At 44.8% G+C, this 24,134-nt stretch carries 18 protein-coding genes and 1 pseudogene; 13 read left to right on the plus strand and 6 right to left on the minus strand.

Annotated features, from left to right (window positions below):
* Nucleotides 1–169 precede the first annotated feature (169 nt).
* Both JZY04_RS18505 and JZY04_RS18510 read left to right on the plus strand, forming a co-directional pair.
* Nucleotides 170–1,495 (plus strand): DUF4270 family protein, encoded by a 1,326-nt coding sequence (locus tag JZY04_RS18505; protein ID WP_181996524.1) that lies wholly within the window; start codon nt 170–172, stop codon nt 1,493–1,495.
* Entirely contained in the window at nt 1,492–2,697 is a 1,206-nt protein-coding gene (locus tag JZY04_RS18510) for a hypothetical protein (RefSeq protein WP_122143538.1), read from the plus strand. Before JZY04_RS18505 ends, JZY04_RS18510 begins: the two co-directional genes overlap by 4 nt.
* Nucleotide 2,698: 1 nt before the next feature.
* Here the strand turns inward: JZY04_RS18510 and JZY04_RS18515 are convergent, their stop codons facing one another.
* The 4 genes from JZY04_RS18515 to JZY04_RS18530 are packed head-to-tail and all read right to left on the minus strand — an operon-like array spanning nt 2,699 to nt 8,759.
* Nucleotides 2,699–3,157, minus strand: a complete 459-nt coding sequence (locus JZY04_RS18515; protein WP_005807759.1) for a copper resistance protein NlpE — start codon at nt 3,155–3,157, stop codon at nt 2,699–2,701.
* 12 nt (nt 3,158–3,169) lie between these two features.
* Nucleotides 3,170–4,549, minus strand: a complete 1,380-nt coding sequence (locus JZY04_RS18520; protein ID WP_181996526.1) for a TolC family protein — start codon at nt 4,547–4,549, stop codon at nt 3,170–3,172.
* A gap of 17 nt (nt 4,550–4,566) precedes the next feature.
* Nucleotides 4,567–7,692: an efflux RND transporter permease subunit gene (locus tag JZY04_RS18525; RefSeq protein WP_122143540.1), complete on the minus strand. Its 3,126-nt coding sequence runs from the start codon at nt 7,690–7,692 to the stop codon at nt 4,567–4,569.
* Nucleotides 7,692–8,759 carry an efflux RND transporter periplasmic adaptor subunit gene (locus JZY04_RS18530; protein ID WP_122143541.1) on the minus strand — a complete coding sequence of 356 codons (1,068 nt, stop codon included), beginning with the start codon at nt 8,757–8,759 and terminating at the stop codon, nt 7,692–7,694. Before JZY04_RS18530 ends, JZY04_RS18525 begins: the two co-directional genes overlap by 1 nt.
* Before the next feature lie 169 nt (nt 8,760–8,928).
* Here JZY04_RS18530 and JZY04_RS18535 point away from each other — a divergent pair, with 169 nt between their 5' ends.
* Both JZY04_RS18535 and JZY04_RS18540 read left to right on the plus strand, forming a co-directional pair.
* Nucleotides 8,929–9,807 (plus strand): helix-turn-helix domain-containing protein, encoded by an 879-nt coding sequence (locus JZY04_RS18535; protein WP_122143542.1) that lies wholly within the window; start codon nt 8,929–8,931, stop codon nt 9,805–9,807.
* Nucleotides 9,808–9,896: 89 nt separating this feature from the next.
* Nucleotides 9,897–11,081, plus strand: coding sequence for an aminopeptidase C (locus tag JZY04_RS18540; protein ID WP_005807760.1), 1,185 nt, complete (start codon nt 9,897–9,899; stop codon nt 11,079–11,081).
* A gap of 91 nt (nt 11,082–11,172) precedes the next feature.
* Here JZY04_RS18540 and JZY04_RS18545 read toward each other — a convergent pair whose 3' ends face one another.
* Together JZY04_RS18545 and JZY04_RS18550 are read right to left on the minus strand one after the other, a co-directional pair.
* Nucleotides 11,173–11,910, minus strand: a complete 738-nt coding sequence (locus tag JZY04_RS18545; RefSeq protein WP_022011796.1) for a LytTR family DNA-binding domain-containing protein — start codon at nt 11,908–11,910, stop codon at nt 11,173–11,175.
* On the minus strand, nt 11,907–13,028 hold the full coding sequence (locus JZY04_RS18550; protein ID WP_122143552.1) for a sensor histidine kinase: 1,122 nt from the start codon (nt 13,026–13,028) through the stop codon (nt 11,907–11,909). Before JZY04_RS18550 ends, JZY04_RS18545 begins: the two co-directional genes overlap by 4 nt.
* 233 nt (nt 13,029–13,261) lie before the next feature.
* Here JZY04_RS18550 and JZY04_RS18555 point away from each other — a divergent pair, with 233 nt between their 5' ends.
* From JZY04_RS18555 to JZY04_RS18585, 9 genes and pseudogenes are all read left to right on the plus strand, one after another.
* Nucleotides 13,262–13,942 (plus strand): transporter, encoded by a 681-nt coding sequence (locus JZY04_RS18555; protein ID WP_005780751.1) that lies wholly within the window; start codon nt 13,262–13,264, stop codon nt 13,940–13,942.
* A gap of 54 nt (nt 13,943–13,996) precedes the next feature.
* The gene (locus tag JZY04_RS18560; RefSeq protein ID WP_147347898.1) at nt 13,997–14,884 is read left to right on the plus strand and encodes a hypothetical protein; all 888 of its coding nucleotides are present in this window, start codon (nt 13,997–13,999) and stop codon (nt 14,882–14,884) included.
* 6 nt (nt 14,885–14,890) lie between these two features.
* Nucleotides 14,891–15,502 (plus strand): TonB-dependent receptor domain-containing protein, encoded by a 612-nt coding sequence (locus tag JZY04_RS18565; protein ID WP_122143544.1) that lies wholly within the window; start codon nt 14,891–14,893, stop codon nt 15,500–15,502.
* A 38-nt stretch (nt 15,503–15,540) separates the two neighbouring features.
* Nucleotides 15,541–15,921 carry a hypothetical protein gene (locus JZY04_RS21370; protein ID WP_250706985.1) on the plus strand — a complete coding sequence of 127 codons (381 nt, stop codon included), beginning with the start codon at nt 15,541–15,543 and terminating at the stop codon, nt 15,919–15,921.
* A gap of 12 nt (nt 15,922–15,933) precedes the next feature.
* Nucleotides 15,934–16,242, plus strand: coding sequence for a RagB/SusD family nutrient uptake outer membrane protein (locus JZY04_RS21375; RefSeq protein ID WP_250706987.1), 309 nt, complete (start codon nt 15,934–15,936; stop codon nt 16,240–16,242).
* 53 nt (nt 16,243–16,295) lie between these two features.
* A pseudogene (locus JZY04_RS21380) lies at nt 16,296–17,222 on the plus strand (RagB/SusD family nutrient uptake outer membrane protein).
* Nucleotides 17,223–17,447: 225 nt separating this feature from the next.
* Nucleotides 17,448–18,884 (plus strand): sialate O-acetylesterase, encoded by a 1,437-nt coding sequence (locus tag JZY04_RS18575; RefSeq protein WP_122143545.1) that lies wholly within the window; start codon nt 17,448–17,450, stop codon nt 18,882–18,884.
* Nucleotides 18,885–18,901: 17 nt separating this feature from the next.
* Complete coding sequence (locus JZY04_RS18580) at nt 18,902–21,712, plus strand: NPCBM/NEW2 domain-containing protein (protein WP_122143546.1); 2,811 nt, start codon at nt 18,902–18,904, stop codon at nt 21,710–21,712.
* Nucleotides 21,713–21,732: 20 nt separating this feature from the next.
* Nucleotides 21,733–23,655 (plus strand): glycoside hydrolase family 97 protein, encoded by a 1,923-nt coding sequence (locus JZY04_RS18585; RefSeq protein WP_122143547.1) that lies wholly within the window; start codon nt 21,733–21,735, stop codon nt 23,653–23,655.
* Nucleotides 23,656–24,134 lie beyond the last annotated feature (479 nt).

Here is a 24,134-nt window from a genome sequence, read left to right on the forward strand (position 1 = left end):
ATTACTGACCGCAAATGTAGACGACATCAGTAAGGGTGAAAAAAAGGATCGACTAACAGGCACATTCTCTCTACCAACCAAAATGCAGTCGATAAATCATTCCAGTTAGTCGATAGTTTTTTAACAGGGAAGAGAAATCGACTTCTTTTGCGGCAAAATTATCCGATTAATGAAACAGAAAACCCTATCATTTTTATTCATCACTCTTTTAATATCCCTCCTTGCCTCTTGCCGGGACGAACTGTCAACAGTAGGAGGCAAATGGGTGGAAAGTTCCCTGCGGACGGTGCAGACCGATACTTGCACGGTCCGCATCAGCACTATCCTGAGTGATTCTCTTGCCACATCGGGCGACACAGTCTGCCAGATAGGAACCATTGACGATCCCGTCTGGGGCAAAATAAAAACCGCTTTCTATGCAGAATATGACGTACCGGGAGTTTCATTCAGCGAAGACGCCGATTATGGTTTCGATTCCATTACCATCCGATTCTACTCTTCGGGCAATTATCTGGGAGATACTCTGAATCCGCAACGCATCTCACTGCACAGCCTCTCAGAAAATCTGTCGCTGGACGAAGGATACCTGTATAATAAATCGACAGTGGCGTACCATGCCACTCCCTTAGCTTCGTTCACCTTCACTCCCACTCCGGGCGAAACCGCCCGGGAACACGAAATCCGCCTCCCCGACGAATGGGGACTCGAGTGGTTCGAACGTTTCCAAAACGGATCACGCGAGATGGAGTCACAGGAATACTTCCGCGACTATTTCAAAGGCATTGCATTCATTCCCGAAGAGGGAGGAAGTTGTATCAACGGTTTCATGGTGAATGATTCAAGCCTGTGCATCACACTTTATTATCACCAGACGAAAACAGACGCAACGGAACTGTCCGCCAGTTTCCCGGCCAACAGCGACCTGAGGTTCAACCAGGTCAGTTGTGACCGTAGCCAGACAGCCCTCTCCTCCTTACAAAGCGGAATCAATAACGGGCTTCCTTCGGAAAAGTCCGACCACCAGGCCTACCTGCAAGGACTGACAGGAATGTATCTCAACATCGACTTCCCATTCCTCAATGACTTGCGCGCCGAAGGCAGACTGGTAACTATCGAAAGTGCGCTCCTCCGCCTTTATCCGGTAAAAGAGACGTATGGCGAACGGTATCCTCTCCCCGAATCGCTGACACTATATACAGCCGACGAAAACAATGTAACGGAAGATGTCGTGACGGATATTTCAGGCAGTTCGGTACAAACCGGAAGCCTGGTAACGGACGAAATGATGGGAGAAGATACCTATTACTCTTTCGATATTACCTCTTTCCTGCAAAGCAATCTGGGGACAGTGGGATACAACCGGAAAATCCTTCAGCTGATGCTTCCGGACAATTTGTTTTTCACCACTCTGAGTGGAGTCGTATTTGGAGATGCCGGCCATCCGGACAGTAGCCCCGTGAAACTAACCATACTTTATAAAACATATAACCCATGAAAAGACAGCTGATTCTACTGCTTACGCTTTGTCACTCCACCTTATTAATATATAGTCAGAACACAACCAATTCCCCTACATCCATGTTCGGCCTGGGCGAACTTTCAACCGGAGAAGGCGGACAATACGCCGGACTGGGCGGAGCGGGAATCGCCCTGCAAAGCTATAACTTCCTGAATACTGCCAATCCTGCCTCACTTACCGCCATCGAAGGACAACGTTTTCTGATAGACGCCGGACTGATGGGGGCATACAAAATCTACACCCAAACCGGAACAAGCAATCATTCAGTAGTGGGAAACCTGAATAACCTCAGCATCGGTTGCCGTCTCACTCCCCATTGGTACGGGGCTGTATTTATGGCACCGGTCAGCAGTATGGGATACGCTATCACACTGGATCAGGACATCACGGGAACCGGAAATTCCACCGTATCATCACTTTTTGAAGGAGAAGGGGGGCTATCTAAAATGGGTATCAGTACCGCCTACCGCCTTTTCAAAGGTTTCTCTGTCGGTGCTAATCTTTCGTACGTGACCGGAACCATCAAACAAACAGAGACTCAGGGAAGTCTCAGTGTGGAAGAGAGTTCTTACAAGCATGCTTTTTATGTCGATTTCGGTGTGCAATACAAGTTTTCTCTAAATAGGGATAAGTCCATTGTAGCAGGGCTTGTATACGGGTACTCACAAGATCTAGCACAAGACAACAACCTGTCGGTGAGCAGTTCGTCGGGCAGCGAGTCGATTGATGAAAGCCAACGTTATGTGCGCCAATGCCTCCCGCAGTTTATCGGGGCGGGATTATCATACAATAGCCTCCGCTGGATGCTGACAGCCGAATACAAATATACGGATTGGAGCCGCATGAAGTCTTCAAAAAGCAACGTCCGCTTCGAAAACCAACACCGGTTATCGGCAGGTATGGCCTACACAGCAGGCAATATCTACCGCAATCCGGTGAAACTGTTACTCGGAGCGGGCGTCAACAATTCATATATGGTCATCCAGAAGAAGAAAGCAACCAACTACTACATCTGTGCAGGAAGCAACTTCACTCTCTATAACGGAAATGTCCTCTCGTTAGGAGTGAAATACAGTGATCAACTCCATCTACCCAACGGTATGCAACGGGAACAAGGGCTGGCACTCTTCTTCAACTTTACCTTCTCAGAACGGACATACCGGGCGAAAATACAATAGACTAATCACGGAACACTTCTTCCTGCTTCAGAACGTAAGCATCAGCCAAAGCACCGGTAGCAGGTTGTTTCTCATTGTTCAGCATCACCAAGCTGCCCTCCTGCACCTTAAAGTAAGAGACTTCGCCTCCTTTTTCAGTAAGTGTCAGCAGATTGTCTTTTACCGTGAATGTTCCGGTTTCATCAAACTCGGCATCTTTGCGATCAATGTAAAGCCAGTGGTATGTATAAGTGCGGTCCTTTTTCAGGGTCAGAGTCAGTTCTATGCCCGGACAATCGGCAGCCGGAATCGTACCTTTGTAAACTCCATAGTAATCGAGAGAGGTTTCGGCAGTGTGCATATCTACCACTTGTGTGGTATCGCTGCCTGCCGCAGACACATCGGCTTTCTTCGCATTTGTACAACCTACAGCAGTTAAAGTGATGAATGCTGCTGCCATCCAATAAAGATTCTTTTTCATCGGTTTAAGTTTTTATAAATTAATCTTGTTATATAATATACCTGCCGCTTTCAAATAAGCCACATAATTCAGATAAAGCTGGAAATGCGCATTCACTTTCGTTTCGTATGCCTGTTGCCACAAGGCTTGTCCTTCCAGATGGTCAGAAAGGGTTTCCAACCCCACTTCATATTGGCTTTTGCTGACGCGTCTGTTTTCTTCGGCCTGTTGAAGAGAACGGTCGGCAAGCTCGCTTTCCAGTTTTGCCTCATCAAGATTATTGGCCGCCCGGGTTAGTTCCAGCAACATCTGCTCGTTCAGGCTTTGCTGTTGCAAGCGGGTCTGTTCCAGTTTCGCCTTGGCTGCGCGCACTTTGTTGCTTCGTTCACCGAAATGGAAAAGCGGTATGCTGACATTGAGCAAGACGGAAAAACTGGCATTGTCCAGGAAATTCTTGTCATTCAGTTCCAAACCATGTACATAATCGTAAGAACCTTTGATACCGACTTTGGGCAACAATTCACTGCGGTTCAGTTTCACCTGCTGTTTGGCTATGGCAACTTGTTTGTCCAGGATGGTATATTCAGGACGGGCGGTGATATCCAATACCTGAATTTCCAATCCCTGCTCTATCTCCGGAAAGTTACCGGAAACATGGATGTCGGCAGTCAACGGCTTTCCAATGAGATGACACAAGTTCATGGTAGCCAGCCGAAGCGCATTCTCCGCCTTACGAACAGCCAGCTCGCTCTCATTCAGTCTGACCTGTACCTTCAATACATCGTTTTGTGGTTTCAGACCATGTTTGTATGCACTTTCTACATTCTTCTTCAGCTCGGTAAGTACCGCATGATAGGCATTGGCTACTGCCTTCATCTCTTTGGCTTTCACCACAAGAGCATAAGCCTGATCGGTTTTCAGAATCACTTCGGTAGCAGTCAGGGTTTCATTCATCTGCGCCATCTGTTTTCCCAGTACCGACATCTTGTAGGCAGCAGTGATTTTGCCACCCATATAAAGCGGCTGTTCCAACTGTATCCCCCCCATATAGACCCATCCTATCTTATAATCCAGATTGATACCCGGAAAATAGGCAAAGCCGCCATTAGGTATGAGTTGTCCGGTCGCATCGGGCAGAAAAGTGGGCAGATTGCCACCGGCTATCCCGTAACTTCCGTCGGCATTACTGTAAAGTCCGGTGCCGCTGGCTGTAAAATTGGGGAAGAAGTTCCCCTTGTAACTTTTGGCTGTGTAGTGGGTGCTTTCCGTCTGTTTAATGGAGGCCGCCATTTCTTTGTTGTATTTCAATGCCATTTCGCGGCACTCTTGCAGACTGAGTGTCTCTTGTGCGAATGCCGGAGCACAGAGGCCCGACAACATAAAGCAAAGAGAAAGTATAATTATCTTTTTCATCAGTTCTCGTTTTTTATTCAGTCGTTTCTTATCTTGAAGAATAAAGCATATAATATGGGTATAAAAAGCAGTGTGATAAGTGTACTGCATAGCAACCCTCCCATAATGGCTGCTGCCAGTGAACCGAACATAGCGTCGGACAGCAATGGAATCATCCCCAAAATAGTGGTGAGCGATGCCATCATTACGGGACGGAGACGGCTTTGCGAACTGTCTATCAATGCGGTGACCGGTTCTATACCGGCATTAATCTGCAAGGTGATTTCATCCATCAGCACAATGCCGTTCTTAATCAACATACCAATCAGTCCCAGTGTTCCCACAATGGCTACAAAGTTGAAAACCTTTCCGGTAAGCAGCATCACGGCCACTACCCCTACGAATATCATCGGCAGACAGCAGAAGATAATAATGGGTTTACGGTAATCCTTGAACAACATAATCAGAATAGCGATCATCAGGATTATCGCTAAGGGGAAGTTCTTGAACAAATATTTCATGGATTGGTCGCTGGCTATCTTTTCACCTTGCCACACCAATGAATATCCATCGGGTAACCGTATCTGCTCTATCTTATCCGCAATGGCCAGTCGTGCCTTCTCCGTTTCAATGCCCGGAGCAGGAGAACATTGCACACGTTGACTGCGTTGTCCGTTGTAACGGGGCACTACAGGGTCCTCCCAACGAATATCGATTCCTTTGCTGATTTGCTGCAACGGCGTGCTCCCCATCATACTTTCTACCAGGTCTTCTTTAGAAAGAGTACCAGTCTTCAACTTGACCATGGTCTCCTCGTTCAACAACCCGTTCAGGGATGGTAAGACAGAAAAGACTTGTGTATTGCCCAAGTCCTCTATCGGTTGCCCTTCCTTATCCAGGCATTTCAGATAGATATTGTTCTTATGTATGCCTTCATAAAAAGATCCGATAGGAATGCCACCGGCAGCAGTCAATAAAGACATACTGACATCACTGCGGCTCAAACCCAGTGCGCGTGCGGCAGGTTGGTCATATTCAATGGTCAGAACAGGTATTTGAGGCTCCCAATCGGTAGTGATAAGACATACTTCGGGGGTATTCTTCATGATGTTGCGTGCACTGTCGGCCAATTGGTGAAGAACAGCAGGATCGGGTCCCAGAAATTGTGCTTCAATGGGGTATTTCTTGAACATCAGGTTATAGCGCTTCAGTTTGATGTAAGCATTCGGATAAGTCGCCGACAGATAGCGCTGAATTTCATCCATATTGTCTACCAACTCCTCGGGAGAGGTGAAGTCGATGATCAGTTCTCCATAAGAGAGTGACGGGTTAGCCACACTTCTCACCAGATTATACCGCCCGGGAGTACCGCCGATGGAAGCCGTGACATGGGTGATTTCCTTACGTCCTTTCAAGTAAGCTTCTATCTCTTTCAGATCCTGTTCTACGCGGGTATAGTTGTTCCCTTCGGGGAGTTTATATTCCATGTAGAGCTGATCGTAAACCATATCGGGGAAGAAACCCTGTCGCATGTACTGATAGCCGAAAACAGAAAGAGCCAGCAAACCGACCATGGTAAAAACAAAACTCCACCGGTGTGCCAATCCGAAACGAAGTGCCGTACGCAATGCGGCATAAATCTTCCCCTTGTAAACCCGTTTGCCACCACTATCGGCTTCTACGGCAAAATGCAGACGACGGTTAGCCATCAACGGTACATGAACCAACGCCAACACCCAGCTGAGCAGCAAAGAAACGGCAAGTACTATGAAAAGATCACGCGTATAGACACCTGCCGTATCCGGCGACATATAAATCGGCAAGAAAGCGATGATGGCGATCAGTGTAGCTCCCAGCAATGGCATGGCAGTCTGCCGCCCTATGGCGGTCATTGCCTCCATCCGGTCCTTCCCGGCTTTCAGATCTACCAATATCCCATCGATAATGACAATGGCATTATCGACCAGCATCCCCATAGCCAACACAAAGGCAGCCAGGGATACACGCTGCATGGTTCCTCCTGCGGAATAAAGAAATAAGAATGAACCGAAAACAGTAACCACCAGGCTGATGCCTATGATGACCCCGCTCTTAAATCCCATGGCAATCATCAGGATAAGCACTACGATGATGACTGACTCTATCAGGTTAATGACAAATGTACCCAAAGACTCGCCCACACGCTCCGGTTGGTAGAATACCTTTTGATATTCGACTCCGGCAGGCAGACGTTCGAGCTTGAGTTCCGCCAGTCTGACCTCTACGGCATGCCCCACTTTCACGATGTCCGAACCACTGGTAGCGGCAATCAGAATGCCCAGTGCACGCTCACCGTCATAGTACATTTCGTTACGGGTCGGCTCTTCATAGCCTTTCTCTATTTGTGCGATGTCGCTCAGACGCAGTTGGTCGTCATCATGTCCTTGAATAAGCATTTTACCTATATCTTCCACCGTCTTGAATTTATCATTGACAGTCACACGGATCCGATTGTCACCATTGTCATAATAACCCGTATAGGTAGTCTTGTTTTGACCGTTCAGGGTAGCAAGAACTTCAGCAGGCTTTACACCCAAATTTGCCATACGATCCTGCAACAAAGAGATGTTGATGCACTCCGGACGCTTTCCATACAGATCTATCCGGTCTACCCCTTCCAGTTCACCGACTTCACGCTTAATCAGTTCGGCATAGTCCGACAGCTCACGATCGGACAAACCATCACCAGTCAAAGCGTAAAACATACCGTACACATTCCCGAAGTCATCTTTTACAATGGGAGCACTGACTCCTTCGGGCAGTGAAGCCCGGGCATCATTGACTTTGCGACGCAGCATATCCCAGCATTGCTCTACATCATCATCCGGCACCGTGCTCAGAAGTTCAATCTGTATAAGTGACAGATCATTATAAGAATAACTTTCTATATTATCTATATTTCCCATAGTGCGGATGTTCTTTTCCAATACATCTGTCACCTCCAACTCTACCTGATGTGCCGAAGCCCCAGGGTATGTGGTGACCACCATGGCAAGTTTTACCTTTATTTCCGGATCCTCCAGTTTACTCATCTGATAGCAGGAATAAGCTCCTCCGAACATCAGGACGGCTATCAGGAAATAAATCAGGTTACGATTATGGAATGCCCATTTACTTATATCCATTATAATAGTCCTCCTATATTTGTGTGAGTGATTTCAGGCAGAGTTTTTACGGTTTCCCCGTTTTCTATATGATGTACTCCTGAAGATACGATTCTGTCTCCGGGTTGCAGTCCGTCAGAAGAAATAAGGCTGTGTCCGTCATTTGTCAACCGCAATACAGATACTTCACAACTGTGTACGGTATGGTCTGATGCATTGTAGATAAAAACATACGACTTTCCGTCTTTCTGCAAGAGGGCACTGGTAGGGACGGATAACATACCGGAGCGATCTGTATCGCAAAAGATAGTCACCATGGCATTCATACCGGGAGAAGGAACAGCCTGTTTTCCGGGTATTAGCTGAAGTCGCATGGTATACAACTGGTTAGCATTTGCCTTAGGAGTGACACTGATCAGTTTTAACGGGTAGGTTTCTCCCGGATAAATATCGAATGTACAGTGATAGCGGTTGAACCGGTTACGCCGGATATATTCAGCTGCCGGCAAGTTGATTTCCACCTCGGGTGCACCTGCACTTACCATCGAGATGACAGGCATGCCGGCTCCTATGGTCTCATGGGCTTCGAACAAACGTTTTTGCACATATCCGCTGAAAGGAGCATAAAGGCGGGTATATGCCAACTGATCTTGATGATGTTTATATTTGGCTGTGATTTGTTTCAGTCCATAGACAGCCTTGTCATTGGCATTGGGCGTGGTTCCGTTCTCTTCATAGAGAGCCATGACTCTTTCCGCTTCGGCCTTTACCTGACGGTATTCAGCTTCCGTAGCGTCCAGTTGTACTTGATAGTCAGTCGGATCCAATTCGGCCAAGAGTTGCCCCTCTCGTACTTGCGCCCCGTCTTTCACGTATATTTTGTTGATAGTGCCACTTACCCGAAAAGAAAGACTAATATCCTGAGCGGCTTTTACTCTCCCCGGAAATTGTAGAAATTTCTGTTTGTCAGCAGCAATGACTGTGTCTATTTTTACTGTTTGATAATCTTTATTTTCCTTGGTGCGCCGGGCACAGGAAATAAACAGTATAAGAAAAATCCCTGTTAGAATAAGATAAATCTGTTTCATAATTTGCGTACATTTGTATTTCAGATGCAAAGTTATTGGGAAGGGAGGAGATAGAAAGGTTGAAATGAATGATAAATTGTTCTATTTGTATCTTTTCAGTCTGTATACAGATAAAAACTTTGCGATTTGTATTTATTTTGTAACCGGCTTATAATTTAAGAACAGAAAAATGATAGAACAACAAATGCCTTTTCGGAGGATTCTGCTTACCAGTGATACGTTTCAAATACTTAAAGAGGGACAAATAATTTCGACATTCAATAAATGTGGTATCTTCTATTGTCAACGTGGCAGTGTAGAGGTCTCTTTAGAAGGTTGCCATTATCATATCAAACCCGGGGATGTTTATATCTATATGGCTTCTACCTTGGTGCACTTGTTGCATAAGAGTGAAGATGCCGAGGGGATTATGGTTGAAGTGGACTTTTACTATATTCTACCGATTGTAAACAAAGTGATAAATGTGGAAAGCCAGCTCTTTATGCGGAAAAATCCATGTGTCTCCTTGTCTGATGAACAATGTGCCCATTTTGAATATTTGCTGAATAATCTATGGGATAGGATAAATGCGGAAGACTGCCAGAAGGAGAATGTCCAGTATCAGCATCTGAAACTGGAACTGATAAAATCGATGGGACAGACTATCTGCTATGAAATCTTAAACATGTATTTTACCAACCAGCCCTTGCAGCCTTTACAACAGGGAAAAAAAGATGTTGTCTTTCAGAATTTCATGCTGTCTCTGTTCCGTTTCTATCGCAAGGAACGTGACGTTTCTTTTTATGCAAGGATGCAGCATATCACTCCCCGTTATTTCTCGGCCATTATCAAGGAGAAAACAGGAGATAGTGCCTTGCAATGGATCGTACGGATGGTGATAACCGAAGCAAAACAATTATTGGAGGAATCTGATCTGAGCATAAAAGAGATAGCGGATCAACTGAATTTTCCGACACAATCTTTCTTTGGAAAATATTTTAAACAATATGTGGGAGTTTCGCCCAAAGAATATAGAAACAAAGCTGCGTCAACGAGAATAAAACACTAAAATATAGCAGTAAAGATAGACGTTCATTTCCATATTTAAGGATATTCAGCTATCTTTGTCGCATAAATATTAATAAAAACGACATAATAATGAAAAAGACAATCCTCCTGGCCGCTTTAGGCTTGATCAGTCTGAGCGCATTGGGCAAAGACAAACCAAAAGAAGAAGGCTTCGTTTTCACGACAGTGAAAGAAAACCCGATTACATCCATCAAAAACCAGAATCGTTCAAGCACTTGCTGGAGCTTCTCGAGCCTCGGTTTCCTCGAATCGGAACTACTCCGTACGGGAAAAGGCGAATACGATCTTTCTGAAATGTTCGTTGTACACCACACAATGGTCGACCGCGCCGTTAACTATGTCCGCTATCATGGCGACAGCTCCTTCTCTCCGGGCGGAAGCTTCTATGACATCATGTTCTGTATGAAGAACTACGGACTTGTTCCGCAAGAAGCCATGCCGGGAATCATGTATGGTGACTCACTGCCCGTTCACAACGAACTCGATGCAACAGCGGAAGGTTATGTAAACGCCATTGCCAAAGGCAAACTGAAGAAACTGACTCCGGTATGGAAAAAGGGTCTTTGCGCCATCTATGACACTTACCTCGGACAATGTCCGGAGAACTTCACTTACAAAGGTAAAGAATATACTCCGATGACTTTTGCACAGTCTCTGGGTTTGAATCCGGACGACTATGTATCTCTGACTTCATACACACACCACCCCTTCTATTCACAGTTTGCCATCGAAATTCAGGACAACTGGCGCAACGGATTGTCATACAACCTGCCGCTTGACGAATTCATGGCTGTAATGGACAATGCTGTAAAGAACGGATACACGTTCGCATGGGGTAGTGACGTCAGCGAAGAAGGATTTACCCGTGACGGCATCGCCGTAATGCCGGACGCAGCCAAGGGTGCTGAACTGACAGGTTCGGATATGGCCCGCTGGACCGGAATGACCGCCGCTGACAAACGCAAAGAACTGACTTCAAAACCACTGCCGGAAATTAAAGTTACTCAGGAAATGCGCCAGACGGCTTTCGATAACTGGGAAACAACCGATGACCACGGAATGATTATCTACGGTATCGCCAAAGATCAGAACGGAAAAGAATACTTTATGGTGAAAAACTCTTGGGGCACTAATAACAAGTACAAAGGTACCTGGTATGCTTCTAAAGCTTTCGTTGCTTACAAGACTATGAATATTCTGGTTCACAAAGATGCGCTTCCTAAAGATATCGCAAAGAAACTGGGAATCAAGTAAGAAACTACAAGTTACAGAGCCACGGGCTGTAGTCTGCAAGGTGTAATCCACTTGTAGATTACAGCCCATTCTTATGGCCTGTAACCCGACCTTAACTGCTGATACAAATCTTGTTGATATATTCTGTAAACCTCTCCTTATAATTGTCGCCGACAGGTATGTATATATTCTTATTAAAAATGATGCGCAACCGTGAGACCTCCGTTATTTTCCGGAGATTGACGATATAGGAGCGATGTACCCTCATAAACATTTCTTGCGGCAGACGCTCTTCCAGTTTTCTCATACTCAGCAGAGTGACTACCGGCTTATCCGCCATATTCGTGTAAATGCGCACATACTCACTCATGCCTTCGATATAACAAATATCCGCCACATTGATACGGATAATCCTGGATTCGGACTTCACAAACAACGAACCGTCCCGTTCCAGCAAATCCGGTTCTGCCCCTCCCCCGTAATCCTGCAAATGATACTCAAACTGCCTGCGTGCCTTGTCCGCAGCCTTCAGGAGATCCTGAAACTCGAACGGCTTCAACAGATAGTCCACCGCATCCACTTTAAAACCTTCAACAGCATATTCCGGATAGGCGGTGGTAAACACAATCAGAGGTTTCACTACCAATGAACGCACCAGATCGAGTCCGTTCAGGTCCGGCATATGAATATCGACGAACATCAAGTCTATTTCTTCTTCAGAAAGCACCTGCATGGCACCGAAAGCATCCTGACAGGAAGCAATTAGTTGCAAGAAAGGGACACGTGAAATATAACCTACCAATTGTTCAAGTGCCAACGGCTCGTCATCAATAGCAATGCATTTTATCATAACAGAGGAATGATTAATAAAACGTTAAAACTACCCTCGCGCTCGTTAATAGACAGGGTATAGTCCTGCCCGAACAAAAGCCTCAACCGCTTACGGACATTTTCCAATCCGATGCCATGATTCTGTTCACCGGATTTTCCCCAATTGCTGTTGGAACAGCGAAACGCAAGTTTCCCATCTTCTACAGTCATGGCAACTCGTATGAACGACTCTTTCTGATAACTCACTCCATGCTTAAATGCATTCTCTACAAAAGAGATAAAGAGTAAAGGCGGTATCTGTACTTTTGGTATTTCGCCGGGCATGTCGCACATGATGCAAACCTTATCGGTATAACGAAGCTTCATCAGGGTAATATAGTTATCAAGAAACTGTATCTCACGCGAAAGCAAAATCGTTTTATTACTTGCTTCATAAAGCACATAACGCATCAGTTTAGAGAGTTCGACAATGGTCTTCTTGGCTTTCCCGGCATCCATATCGACCAGTGCATGAATGTTGTTGAGCGTATTCATAAAAAAATGCGGATTGATCTGATACTTCAGATATTGCAATTCCGATTGCAGATGCTGGTGTTCCAACTCTTTCAGTGCCTCTTCATCCCGCATGGACTTGAATAGAAGCTTGATAGCCACATTGAACCCCACCACCAGCAAAGCCAGTGAGAAACGTCCAAAAAGATAGCCCGGCAAAGGATAAGGCCCCTGCCGGAGCGGATCCATCACTCGCTTGGGCATGGGTGGTTGAGACGAATGTTCTTCATAAATATAACCGGGAGGAACGGGCATCGGGTTGTTGAACTGCCTGTGCCTCGGTCGGCTGAAGGAGGGATATAAGAAAAAAAGCAGAACAATGACTCCTATCAACGAAAATGCATAGTACCAATATCGCTTCCGAAGCAACAATCGGGGGGCAAGTAAATAGTTGTTCACTACAAAAAGCAGAAAAAAGGGTAACGTCAACAGCCATGCTACCCGTATGGTCTGCCAGCTGAAAGTATGTATCGAACTGATGGATGAAAACAGATAGTCACCCACCAACGGTACGAAGATGACAGTCAGCCAGATGACGAGATAAACCACCTGCTCCAGTAATTGCTGCTTATTAATCTGTTTCATTATGATAAAGTCTTTCTGAAGATTAGTCCACAAAAATACCCCCTTTTGTCCATACCCGACAAAAGAACTCGACAAAGAGGGACGTTTTGACGATAAAGCATGGTAAATCATGAACTTTCCTTTTCTCCGCCGGTGCATTTATTCGTTACCCTGAAAAGATCGATGCCCCTTAGCCACGAATTTTGCCAGTAATTACCTATCTTTGCAGCCCGAAAAAATAATCCGCCATTTTAATGAAGAAATTAGCCATACTTGCAGCTTTCATCTTTTGCCCCTTTGCCATACAGGCACAAGAAGTATTTATCAATGCCGACCTGGTAAGCAGTTACATCTGGCGTGGAATGAAGAATGGAAATGCTTCCGTACAGCCTACTCTCGGCGTAGAGTGGAAAGGATGGACCCTATCGGCATGGGGATCGACAGAATTCAGAAACGAGAATAATGAAATAGACCTTACGCTGGAGTATGAATATAAAAACCTCCAACTGTGCCTTAATAACTACTTTTACCAAAGTGAAGACGAACCATTCAACTATTTCCACTATACTCCCCGCACCACAGGTCACACCTTTGAAGCAGGAGCTGTCTATACCATTAGTGAAAGTTTCCCGTTATCGTTGGCCTGGTATACCACCTTTGCCGGAAACGATTACCGGGAAAATGAAAGACGTGCCTGGTCCAGTTATTGCGAACTCAGCTATCCATTCACTGTAAAGGGAGTAGACTTGGCTGTCGAAGCCGGGTTCACCCCATGGGAAGGAGAATACGCTGATAAATTTAATGTGGTTAATGTCGGACTTTCGGCTACCAAAACATTGAATATTTCATCCGGATTCACTCCATCTGTTTTTGGTAAACTGATAGCTAATCCATACGAAAACCAACTCTATTTCGTTTTCGGAATAAGTTTGTAGAACAATTGGCATTTCCATATTTCTTTGGGACTGAAGGCTTCTTTACACCTGAATATGGACACCCGAAACGATCGCAAACCTTACTGGAAATGGGATAACGACAATGGCAACATGGGTAATCTCTATAACAGACTATTACGCCGTGGTCTTTTTGCCCCCTATATCGATGGAGAACCCAACGAGACATTCCTGGCATGGTACCCCATGGAGGTTATTAACGGGAATAGCGGTTATAATAAAAAGCGTTATTCCAACTACGGGATAAATGTAGCTCTCCAGTACGATACTCCTTTCATTAAAGGCTTAAGCCTGAAACTGTCATACAACCGGTATGAGTGGCATACTTTCATCAAACGTTTCAGTCGTCCCTACGACTTGTACGTATTTAAAACAACCGGCACACACAATCATATCCCAACCAATGAAATTGATTATGTCAAAACCAGAGATGATGGAGAGTTTCTGTATGAGAAATACAATAATGATAACAGTTATCAGTTGAACGCCATGGTTACCTACAACAAGACCTTCGGCAAACACGATATCAACGCATTGTTTGTATACGAACAGTATGAGGATACTAACGACTGGCTGGACGGGCAACGAAATTATTTCATCTCCTCTGCCGTAGATCAAATCTTTGCAGGCAGTTCCGATCCAAAGAATTCGACACTAAACGGAAGTGGTTCAGAAGGCGGACGTCTTTCGTATGTAGGTCGGCAGGGCTATACTTATGATAGTAAATACTTGCTGGAAGCCTCTTTCCGCTATGACGGTTCTATCAATTTCGATCCAAAACACCGCTGGGGTTTCTTCCCTTCCGCATCTGTCGCCTGGCGTATTTCAGAAGAAAATTTCTTTAAAAACAACATCGGGTTTATAGACTACCTGAAACTTTGCGGATCAATCGGTTTGCTAGGCAACGATGCTGTAGGTAGCTGACAGTGGATGCAACGCTATAACCTCAACTCAGGCGCCTACTTCGGTTCGTTGAGCAACGGGGTATCAGCCAGTGTAATCCCCAATACAGAAATTACATGGGAAAAATCATTGGATATAGATTATGGATTTGATATGCAAATTCTACGTAATCGTCTGTCATTAAGTGTCGGTGGATTTTACAAACATACTTACGACATTTTAGGTGACCGCCTGGACAGCCTGCCTTCTACTTTTGGTGGCACCATGCCCAAAGAAAACTATGCCACCATCGATACCAAAGGCTTCGAAATAGAGTTCTCATATAAGGATAAGATAGGGGAAGATTTCAGTTACAACATAAGCGGAAACCTCGGATATGCAGTCAACGAACTAATTACCAAAGACGAAGCTGAAAATATTCGTCCTTACAAATCAGAGTTAGGATACAATACGGACCACCAAATGGGCTATGTAGCTACAGACATTATCTGTACACAAACCGAACTCGATGCCCTGCCCGAAGAATATACCATCTTTGGTAAAAAGCCCGAATTGGGAATGTTGAACTATCAAGATATCAGAGGTACCAACTCTAATGAGCCGGATGGAAAGATCGATAGCAATGACCAGGATGGGTAATCAAACACACCAAGTCTCCAATCAATTACGGTTTCTCCGTGGGAGGATCATGGAAAGGACTGAGCGTCGACCTGTTCTTCCAGGGTGTAGCCAGTGGAAAACGTTTCTATGACAACCGTATAGAATGGGGTGGAATGGAAGCAACGTCATACGCATTCAGGGCAGACTACTGGACCCCTGAAAACACGGATGCCAAATATCCCGCAGCCGGATGGGATCAGGATGTAGCAGGTTATTCGGACGAGGCTTATGGAGAGACCAGTATATTGTACGGACAACTTACCACCAATTCCATAGATACTTGGAATTACAGCAGCATCCGTAACATTAATACCATGCTAAACAGCATTAAGAACGGCAATCTGGATGTAGGGACCAAAGCCTCCTTAAAAGCACAGGCTCTAGTGCTCAGGGCATAGCGGTATTTCCAGATGATGCACCAATATGGAGGCGTACCTATGGTCATGGAACCGCAGGCACTGACCGATGATTTGTATGTTACCCACAACAAGACCTCAGAGTGTATCAATTTGATCATTCAGGATTTGGATGAAGCCATTCAAGATTTGCCCTGGAAATGGACAGGAGATGACAAAGGACATTTCAGCAAAGCCACAGCCATGGCACTAAAAGGCCGCATCTTGTTATATATTATGCCAATTCACAATTTAATCCGGAAAATAAAGCGGAACGCTGGGAAACAGCTTATGCCTATAACAAGGAGCCTGCCGGACAAATAGAAACGAACGGTTATGATTTGTATGAAAGCTATGAAAATATCTGGTTCGATGAAATGAATAAGGAAGTTTTGTTCGTGACGCGCTATCAAGAACCCGACATCGTACATCACTGGGATGCGGCAATCCGTCCGTTATCTGAAGCTCAGAATTATTCGGGAGCCAACCAACCCACTAAGGAAATGGTAGAATCTGACCCAATGATCACAGGCGATCCTATCACAGAATCAGCAGCTTATGATCCGATTCATTTCTGGAAAAATCGTGATCCACGATTTACCAGTACGATAGCCTACAACGGCTGCCTATGGGAACTTAGTGGCAAAAAAGACAGAATCCAATGGACTTACCAAGGCAATTCCACCCTCAACCACTCTGCCAGCGGATTCTACTGCCGGAAAGCCATCAATGTAAATTTTACCCCTTAAGATACCGAAAGAAGTAGTACGGACTGGGTGGAAATACGTTTTGCCGAAGTGTTGATGAATTACACCGAATGTGCTGCCGAAACTCAGAAATACGATGAAGCATATAGTGTATTGAAACGCATCCGTAAACTCGCCGGAATAACAGCCGGAGACAATAATATGTACGGATTAAAAGAAAACATGTCACACAATGAAATGATAGTTGCTATCATGCTGGAACGCAAGATAGAATTTGCCTATGAAGGAAAACGATATTGGGACTTACGCCGTCAGCGCATGTTTGCTTCCGAAATGAATGGAATCAAGCGCCATGGCCTTTTACCCAAACTAAAAGGTTCTCCAACAGAATTTGATAATCTAAAAGATAAAGTAGATATAGAGAAAGACTATACCACTTATTTTAAAGACTCAATAGTGGTATTGGATCAGAAATATGAAATTGATTTTCAAGATAATTACTATTTTTATGCCATTCCTAACAAGCATCTGGAGCAAAACTCTAAATTGCAGCAGACACAAGGCTGGGATAATGGAACATTCAATCCTTACAAATAATATAGAATAAGATAACGGTAGACAAAAGACAGAGATACCTTGAAAAAACATCTCTGTCTTTCTAAAAGGAGAATAAAGTCTCCGGTAAAAAGAAAATCATCCATCTTTTTTTTACAAAAGTACATTGATTTATATCATTCTATTCTCTTTCTTTACAAACGAATTTAAAGCAAAGCTGTTTGTTTTAATAATGCCTTTATATATTCACCTTATAAATATAGCATTATGAATGTTTCCAGAAGAATTGCATTTTTATCTTTAGTCCTATGCAGCAGCCTGATTATCAAAGGGCAAACTTCTACCCGGCTATCTTTGCCTGCCATCTTTTCGAATCATATCGTACTCCAGCAGCAAAGTTCAGCACCCATCTGGGGATGGGGAGAAGCTGGCACAAAAGTTAAAATAGTAGGAAGTTGGGCGCAAAAAGACACTATCGAGACTCTTATTGACGAGTGCGGGCATTGGAAAACCCAAATACCCACCACCCAACATGGCGGTCCTTATACCCTACAACTATTTTCTAACAACATGAAAGGAAATAAAATCGAGTTGAAAGACGTTATGTTGGGAGAGGTATGGCTATGCAGCGGGCAGTCGAATATGGAATGGTGTCCCAATAACGGCATCCCCAATCAACAAGAGGAAATTGCGACAGCCATACACCCCAACCTTCGTTTTTTCAGCCTGAACAAGCAAGGTAGCCGAACCTTACAGGAAGACTGCTATGCGCAATGGGAAAAATGTACACCGGAAGTCATGCGACAACGAAGTGCTGTCGCCTATTTCTTCGGTAAGCACCTGCAACAGAAGCTGAATGTTCCGATAGGGTTGATCGTTTCAGCCTGGGGAGGAACTCCGGCAGAAGTATGGACACCACGAGAGGTAGTCATGGACACCCCCCTAATAAAAGACGCGATCATTGACAAGACATATCCCTGGTGGCCGGTAGAGCCCGGTGTGCTTTATAACAGCATGATCCATCCCTTGATGCCTTACGACATAGCCGGAACAATATGGTACCAGGGTGAATCAAACAGAGACAACCCCTCTTCATACACGACGTTGATAGAGAAAATGGTTGAAAGCTGGAGAAGTGGATTCGGCAAAGAATTTCCTTTTTACATGGTTCAAATAGCTCCGTTCAACTACGGTTCAACCCATAACGGACCTGCGCTTATACGTGAAGCGCAAGAAGAGATAACACGCAAGGTTCACAACACGGCGCTCGTCGTTATCACAGACAAAGGCGATCCGAAAGCCATTCATCCGATTCAGAAACAAGAAGTAGGCGTACGATTAGCCAACATGGCGCTGGGCAAAAAATACGGTTTACTGAAAGACGGATACGAAAGCCCCACCTTGGAACAAATGGTTGTTGACAAGAAAAAAGCCATACTTACTTTTAAACATGCCTCCAAAGGGTTAGTCTGTCCGGAGAAGGAAATCAGGGGGCTGCTCATAGCCGGTGAAGACGGGCGCTTCGTAGAAGCCAAAGCGCAGATAAAAGGCAACAAGATAACGGTTTACTCACCGAAAGTAAAACATCCGGTAGCCGTCCGCTATTGCTTCGATGATGCCACTATCGGAAATTTATTCAATCAAGAAGGATTGCCTGTCGCTCCGTTCCGAACGGATAGTAACAAACGATGTAATAATCAATAAAAACACATTGAAATTATATGGATAAAAAAATATTACTTCTTATGGGTACTCTTTTCACATGCTTATGTGGACAAGCCCAGCACACCATCAAACTGTCCGAACTGGACTTATCTAAGTTGTGGCAAGAATACGGAAAGGTACAAACCGGTAAATCGGTAAGCGGAGAACCAGCCACCATCCAAAGACAGACTTTTAAGGACGTGATAGGCACCCATGCCCAAAGTATCTTAAAAATAGATCTGCACGGCAATGCCACACGCTTTCATGCCCAAGTGGGAGTTGCCGATTCTCAAGTGGAGGTCTCAGACAAAAGCCTAACCATCCTTCCGTTAGTTAATGGAACGAAACTCTACTTCCGCAAAGAAGGAGATGACAAACAGTTCATAGGACTGGCCGGTAAAAGTGGAAAAATAGAAAATGGATCAGTTCGGTTCGTCTTGAAAGGCGACAACAAAGAACTTTACAATAGCGGCATTGTACGTGGTAACGAGGCTCCCCAGTCCATTGATGTAAACCTGAAGGGAGTTCGGGTTCTGGAATTGGCAGTAGAACCGACCAATGACGGTGCAAGCGGCGACAACGCTTTATGGATTGCGCCAACTATAGAATATCAATCCGATCGCCCATGCACCCTCGATGCCGGATATGCCGGAAAAGGTCCTGAAATGACAAAGACCATCTCCACTCTGTTGGCGAAAAAAATAAGTAAACTCCCTGTTTTATCCGAACCGGTTTCCAGTCAAACCAACTTTGACTGGCTGATCACTTCCGAGAAGTCTAAAGCGGGCATTTACGCATCGGCAGATCAAAAGAGTATCATTGTGGCCAATCCGATGGTGTCACGCACTTTCCGGATATTCCCCAATCTGGCAACGACCAACTTCATCAACCGAATGACAGGAGAGAGTATGCTACGCGCTGTCAGCAGTGAAGGGAGTATACAAATTGATGGCAAGAAATGGATGATAGGCGGCTTGACCGGACAACCGGAACGAGGTTATTTAAAAGAAGAATGGATAGAAAAAATGACCACCATTCCCGAATCTTTCCTCATAGAAGACTTTGAAATACTCCCTATCAAAGAAGATATAAAATGGGCACGTAGCCGCTGGGCATTGAATAAGGAGGCGGCAACAGGCTGCGAAATCATATTCACTTTGCGTGGCGATAAGGAACTAAAGGATGTCACAGTGAAGCTCCATGTTTCCGTTTATGACAAGATTCCTGTTATTCGCAAACGTTTTGAATTAGTGAACCACTCTGTTCTTCCTGTCAATATTGATGCCTTTCAAGTGGAATACCTGGCCTTTTCCGAACCGGAATCTCCCGGAGGGGGCGATCCCACCAAATTCCTTTTACCCAATATTCACATAGAAAGTGATTACGCCTGCGGCGGAAGTTTTACTGAGAAAGAAACGGATATTACGGAAAAGTGGGTAACCGATCCTGCCTATACATCTCAGCGCAACTATATGTTACAAACCCCTTGCGTGCTGGATGTCTCTCCTCCGATAGGTCCCGACCAGCGTTTGCAACCCAACGGTACATTCCGGTCTTTCAGTGTATACGAAATGCCGTTCGACAGCTACGACCGGGAGCGCAAAGGCTTATTCACTCGGAAACTATACCGCACGATAGCACCGTGGAGCACAGAAAATCCAATCTTTATGCATCTCACTTCCACGGATCCGAAGGTGGTGTACCGTGCCATCGACCAATGTGCCGAAACAGGTTACGAAATGATTATCCTCAGCTTTGGCTCCGGACTGAATGCAGAAGATATTTCTGATGCCAATATAGCAAAATACAAAGCATTTGTGGATTACGCCCGTAGCAAGGGTATTGAAATGGGTTGCTACTCACTACTTGCCAGCCGCTGGATCAGTGATGAGACAGACGTTATCAATCCAAAGACAGGTAAACGTGGGGGCATGAGATTTGGTAGTTCTCCTTGCCTCAGTAGTGATTGGGGCTACGAATACTTCCGTAAGATAAAAATTTTCTTTGAAAAAACCGGCATGCGTTGTTTTGAGCACGATGGTTCTTATCCCGGAGACTTTTGTGCTTCCACTGCCCATACCCATCATAAAGGATTGGAGGACTCACAATGGAACCAATTCTATAAGATTACGGAGCTTTATCATTGGATGTGTGAGAACGGAATATACATCAATGTACCCGACTTTTACTTCCTGAACGGTTCTACTAAAGTAGGTATCGGCTATCGCGAAGCCAACTGGTCGCTTCCACGCGATCGTCAGTTGATCCATACCCGCCAGTTGAACTATGACTGTACATGGGAACGCATTCCTTCCTCACTTTGGAGCTTTGTCCCATTAGTAGAATATCAAGGAGGCGGATTGGCTGCCACATTAGAGCCGTTGAGCGAACACTTGTATGAATATAAGACATTAATGTTTCAAAACTACGGTGCCGGTATACAAGCTTGCTACCGCGGTCCCCGCCTTTACGATACGGAAGAAACCAAGAAGACAGTCGTGGAAGTGATTAACTGGTACAAAAAATACAGAAACATACTGAATAGCGACATTATCCATCTACGCAAACCCGATGCGCACGATTGGGATGGCATCATGCATGCCAACCCTGCGGAAAAGGAAAAAGGGTTAGCCATGTTCTTCAATCCCACAGACAAAGAAATCATCCGCCGCATCCGGTTACCTTTATATTATACTGGCCTGACAAAAACCGCACAGATAAGAGAACAGGAGGGAACGCCCACTACCCATACCTTACAACGGGATTACTCAGTAGAACTGGCTGTCAGAATCCCTGCCGGCGGATACACATGGTATGTCATTGAATAGCAACACATAAAAATTAATGTATGAAAAGTAAACTAACAATTTTCTTATTCTCCCTCTGCTTTCCCGGTTTTGCCGGAGCCCAGCAGACAAAGATAAACCTCAGCACGGCAACCGGCCGACTCTGTTTCGAAGTAACCTATAAAGGCGAACAAACTATCAGTTCATCGCCCTTGGGCATGAACATTGACAATATAGATCTGGGTAAATCGGTCGAAATAAAGTCGGTCGAACAAACAGATGCGGAGTACAAAACGTATACAATAGAAAAAAAGGATGGGGACATTTATCACCTTGACATCCGCGAATTTGATGACGGAATAGCTTTAAGATACCGCATTCCTTCCACTGGCAGTTGTTGTGTATATGGCGAGGAAACGTCTTTCACTTTTCCGGCCGGAACCCGGGTATGGTACGCCAGTGGCCCTTTTCAATACGGATGGATACAAGCTTACCAAGATCGTACCACCGACAAAATAGAAAACGAGCTGTTGGCTCCTCCCGCCACTTTCCATCTTCCCAACGGGATGTATGCCGCCATTACCGAAGCTAACCTGTTTAATTTTCACGGTGCAGTATTGTTCGGATGTAAAGACAACAGGGTACAATTCGGCTATGTAGATAACAAAGGGCATTTGGAAACAGGTGTATCAACAGGTCTCCCCGCCGGTAAATACTGGCATGCAGAAGTACGCAATTCACCCTGGATCGTTTCCCCACGCAACGGCTACAAAGAGATAACCACTCCCTGGCGCATCCTGATGTTATCGGAGGATCTGGATGGATTGGTGAATAATCGTATCATAGCCCAAGTATCAGAACAGCCGGATCGCACACTTTTTCCCGAAGGAAAAAATACCCAATGGATTAAACCAGGACGTTCGATTTTCACCTGGTTAGTGGAAGGAGAGAACAGACTGAGCGTAGAGAATCACAAAAGATATGTTGACGGAGCAGCCGAGTTAGGTCTGGAATCTGTTGTGGTAGATGATGGCTGGGAACTTTGGCCGAAAACAGAGAAAAATGCCAATCGACGTACCAAATGGGAATTACTCAAAGAGTTAGTCGATTATGCCCGCAGTAAAAACGTAGATATCTGGGTATGGCGACCTTCTTCCCCAAGATATGGTAATAAATCCGATGTCGGCTTGCTGGATGCGGACGAACGCAACAATTTTATGAAAAGATGTGCGGAAATCGGTGTAAAAGGATTAAAAATAGATTTCTTCCACACAGAAAATCTATTTACAGTCAATTTTATGGAGAATATATTGAAGGATGCTGCCAAAGCACATCTGATGGTTATTTTCCATGGGGTGAATAAACCTACAGGCGACAGCTATACGTATCCCAACCTGTTGGCCAAAGAGGCTGTACGCGGTTTAGAGTCCGTAGGTGGAGAAAATAACTGGGCTCCAGGCCCACCGTGGCCTTATCACAATACGGTGTTACCCTTTACCCGCTGGCTGGCAGGTCCTGCCGACTATACCCCATTGAACTTCCGCCAATTCTGCCCTCCATCTGTCACTTTCACGCATCAATTGGCGAGTATCTACACGTTCACATCGCCCATGCTGATCTTTGCAGCCGACATGGAAGATATACTGGCATGTCCGGGACGTATGTTTATTGAAGAAGTACCAGTCACCTGGGATCAGACAAAAATTCTGAAAGAAAGCCGGATAGGTGAATTGGCCGCATTATCCAGAAGAAAAGGGGATATATGGTATCTTTCCATCTTAAATGGAGAAAAGGCTGTTACCCAAGAAATCGAATTGGACTTTTTGCCCAAAGGCAACTACCGCATGACTTATGCATCCGATGACGGAGAAAACAGAAAAAAGATTGTAATAAACAATCGAAAAATAAAATCGGGTAAAACGCTAAAAATAAAGTTATTATCGGGAGGAGGTTATTTAGCCAAATTTGAAAAAACCGACAAATAGCATGAAACTAATCCCCTGCAACACATTGTCAAAGAAATAATATGATCTATCAACCTGAGTGTGTGTCGGAACTCACCACAGAGGACACAGAGTAACACGGAGGCGATTTAAAGTTGTTGATTATTAACAAAATACTCTGTGATACTCTGTAGCACTCCGTGGTAAAAAGAGTTATGACACACCTTCAAGATTAAAAACACTTCGCCCACTGTAAACAGAACACCTTTAGCAATTCAAACAGGATCGCCAGAGGAAAAAAGAACACACAAACAGAATCAACATAACAAATGTCGGACATTCAATCACAAAAATTTCGAATATTTCATCGAGATTCACACCTTCTTTCTTGTAACCGGCAGATTGTTACAACATACGGAACCACAATTCGATTCATCCCCCAACCTGACGCATATACACCTATTATACAACAGGTTAACTAAAGACAAAATAATAAAATACAGATTATTCCTAACAGAACT

This window comes from Bacteroides sp. 11BF, assembly GCF_019633765.1.
Taxonomy (GTDB): Bacteria; Bacteroidota; Bacteroidia; order Bacteroidales; family Bacteroidaceae; genus Bacteroides; species Bacteroides hominis.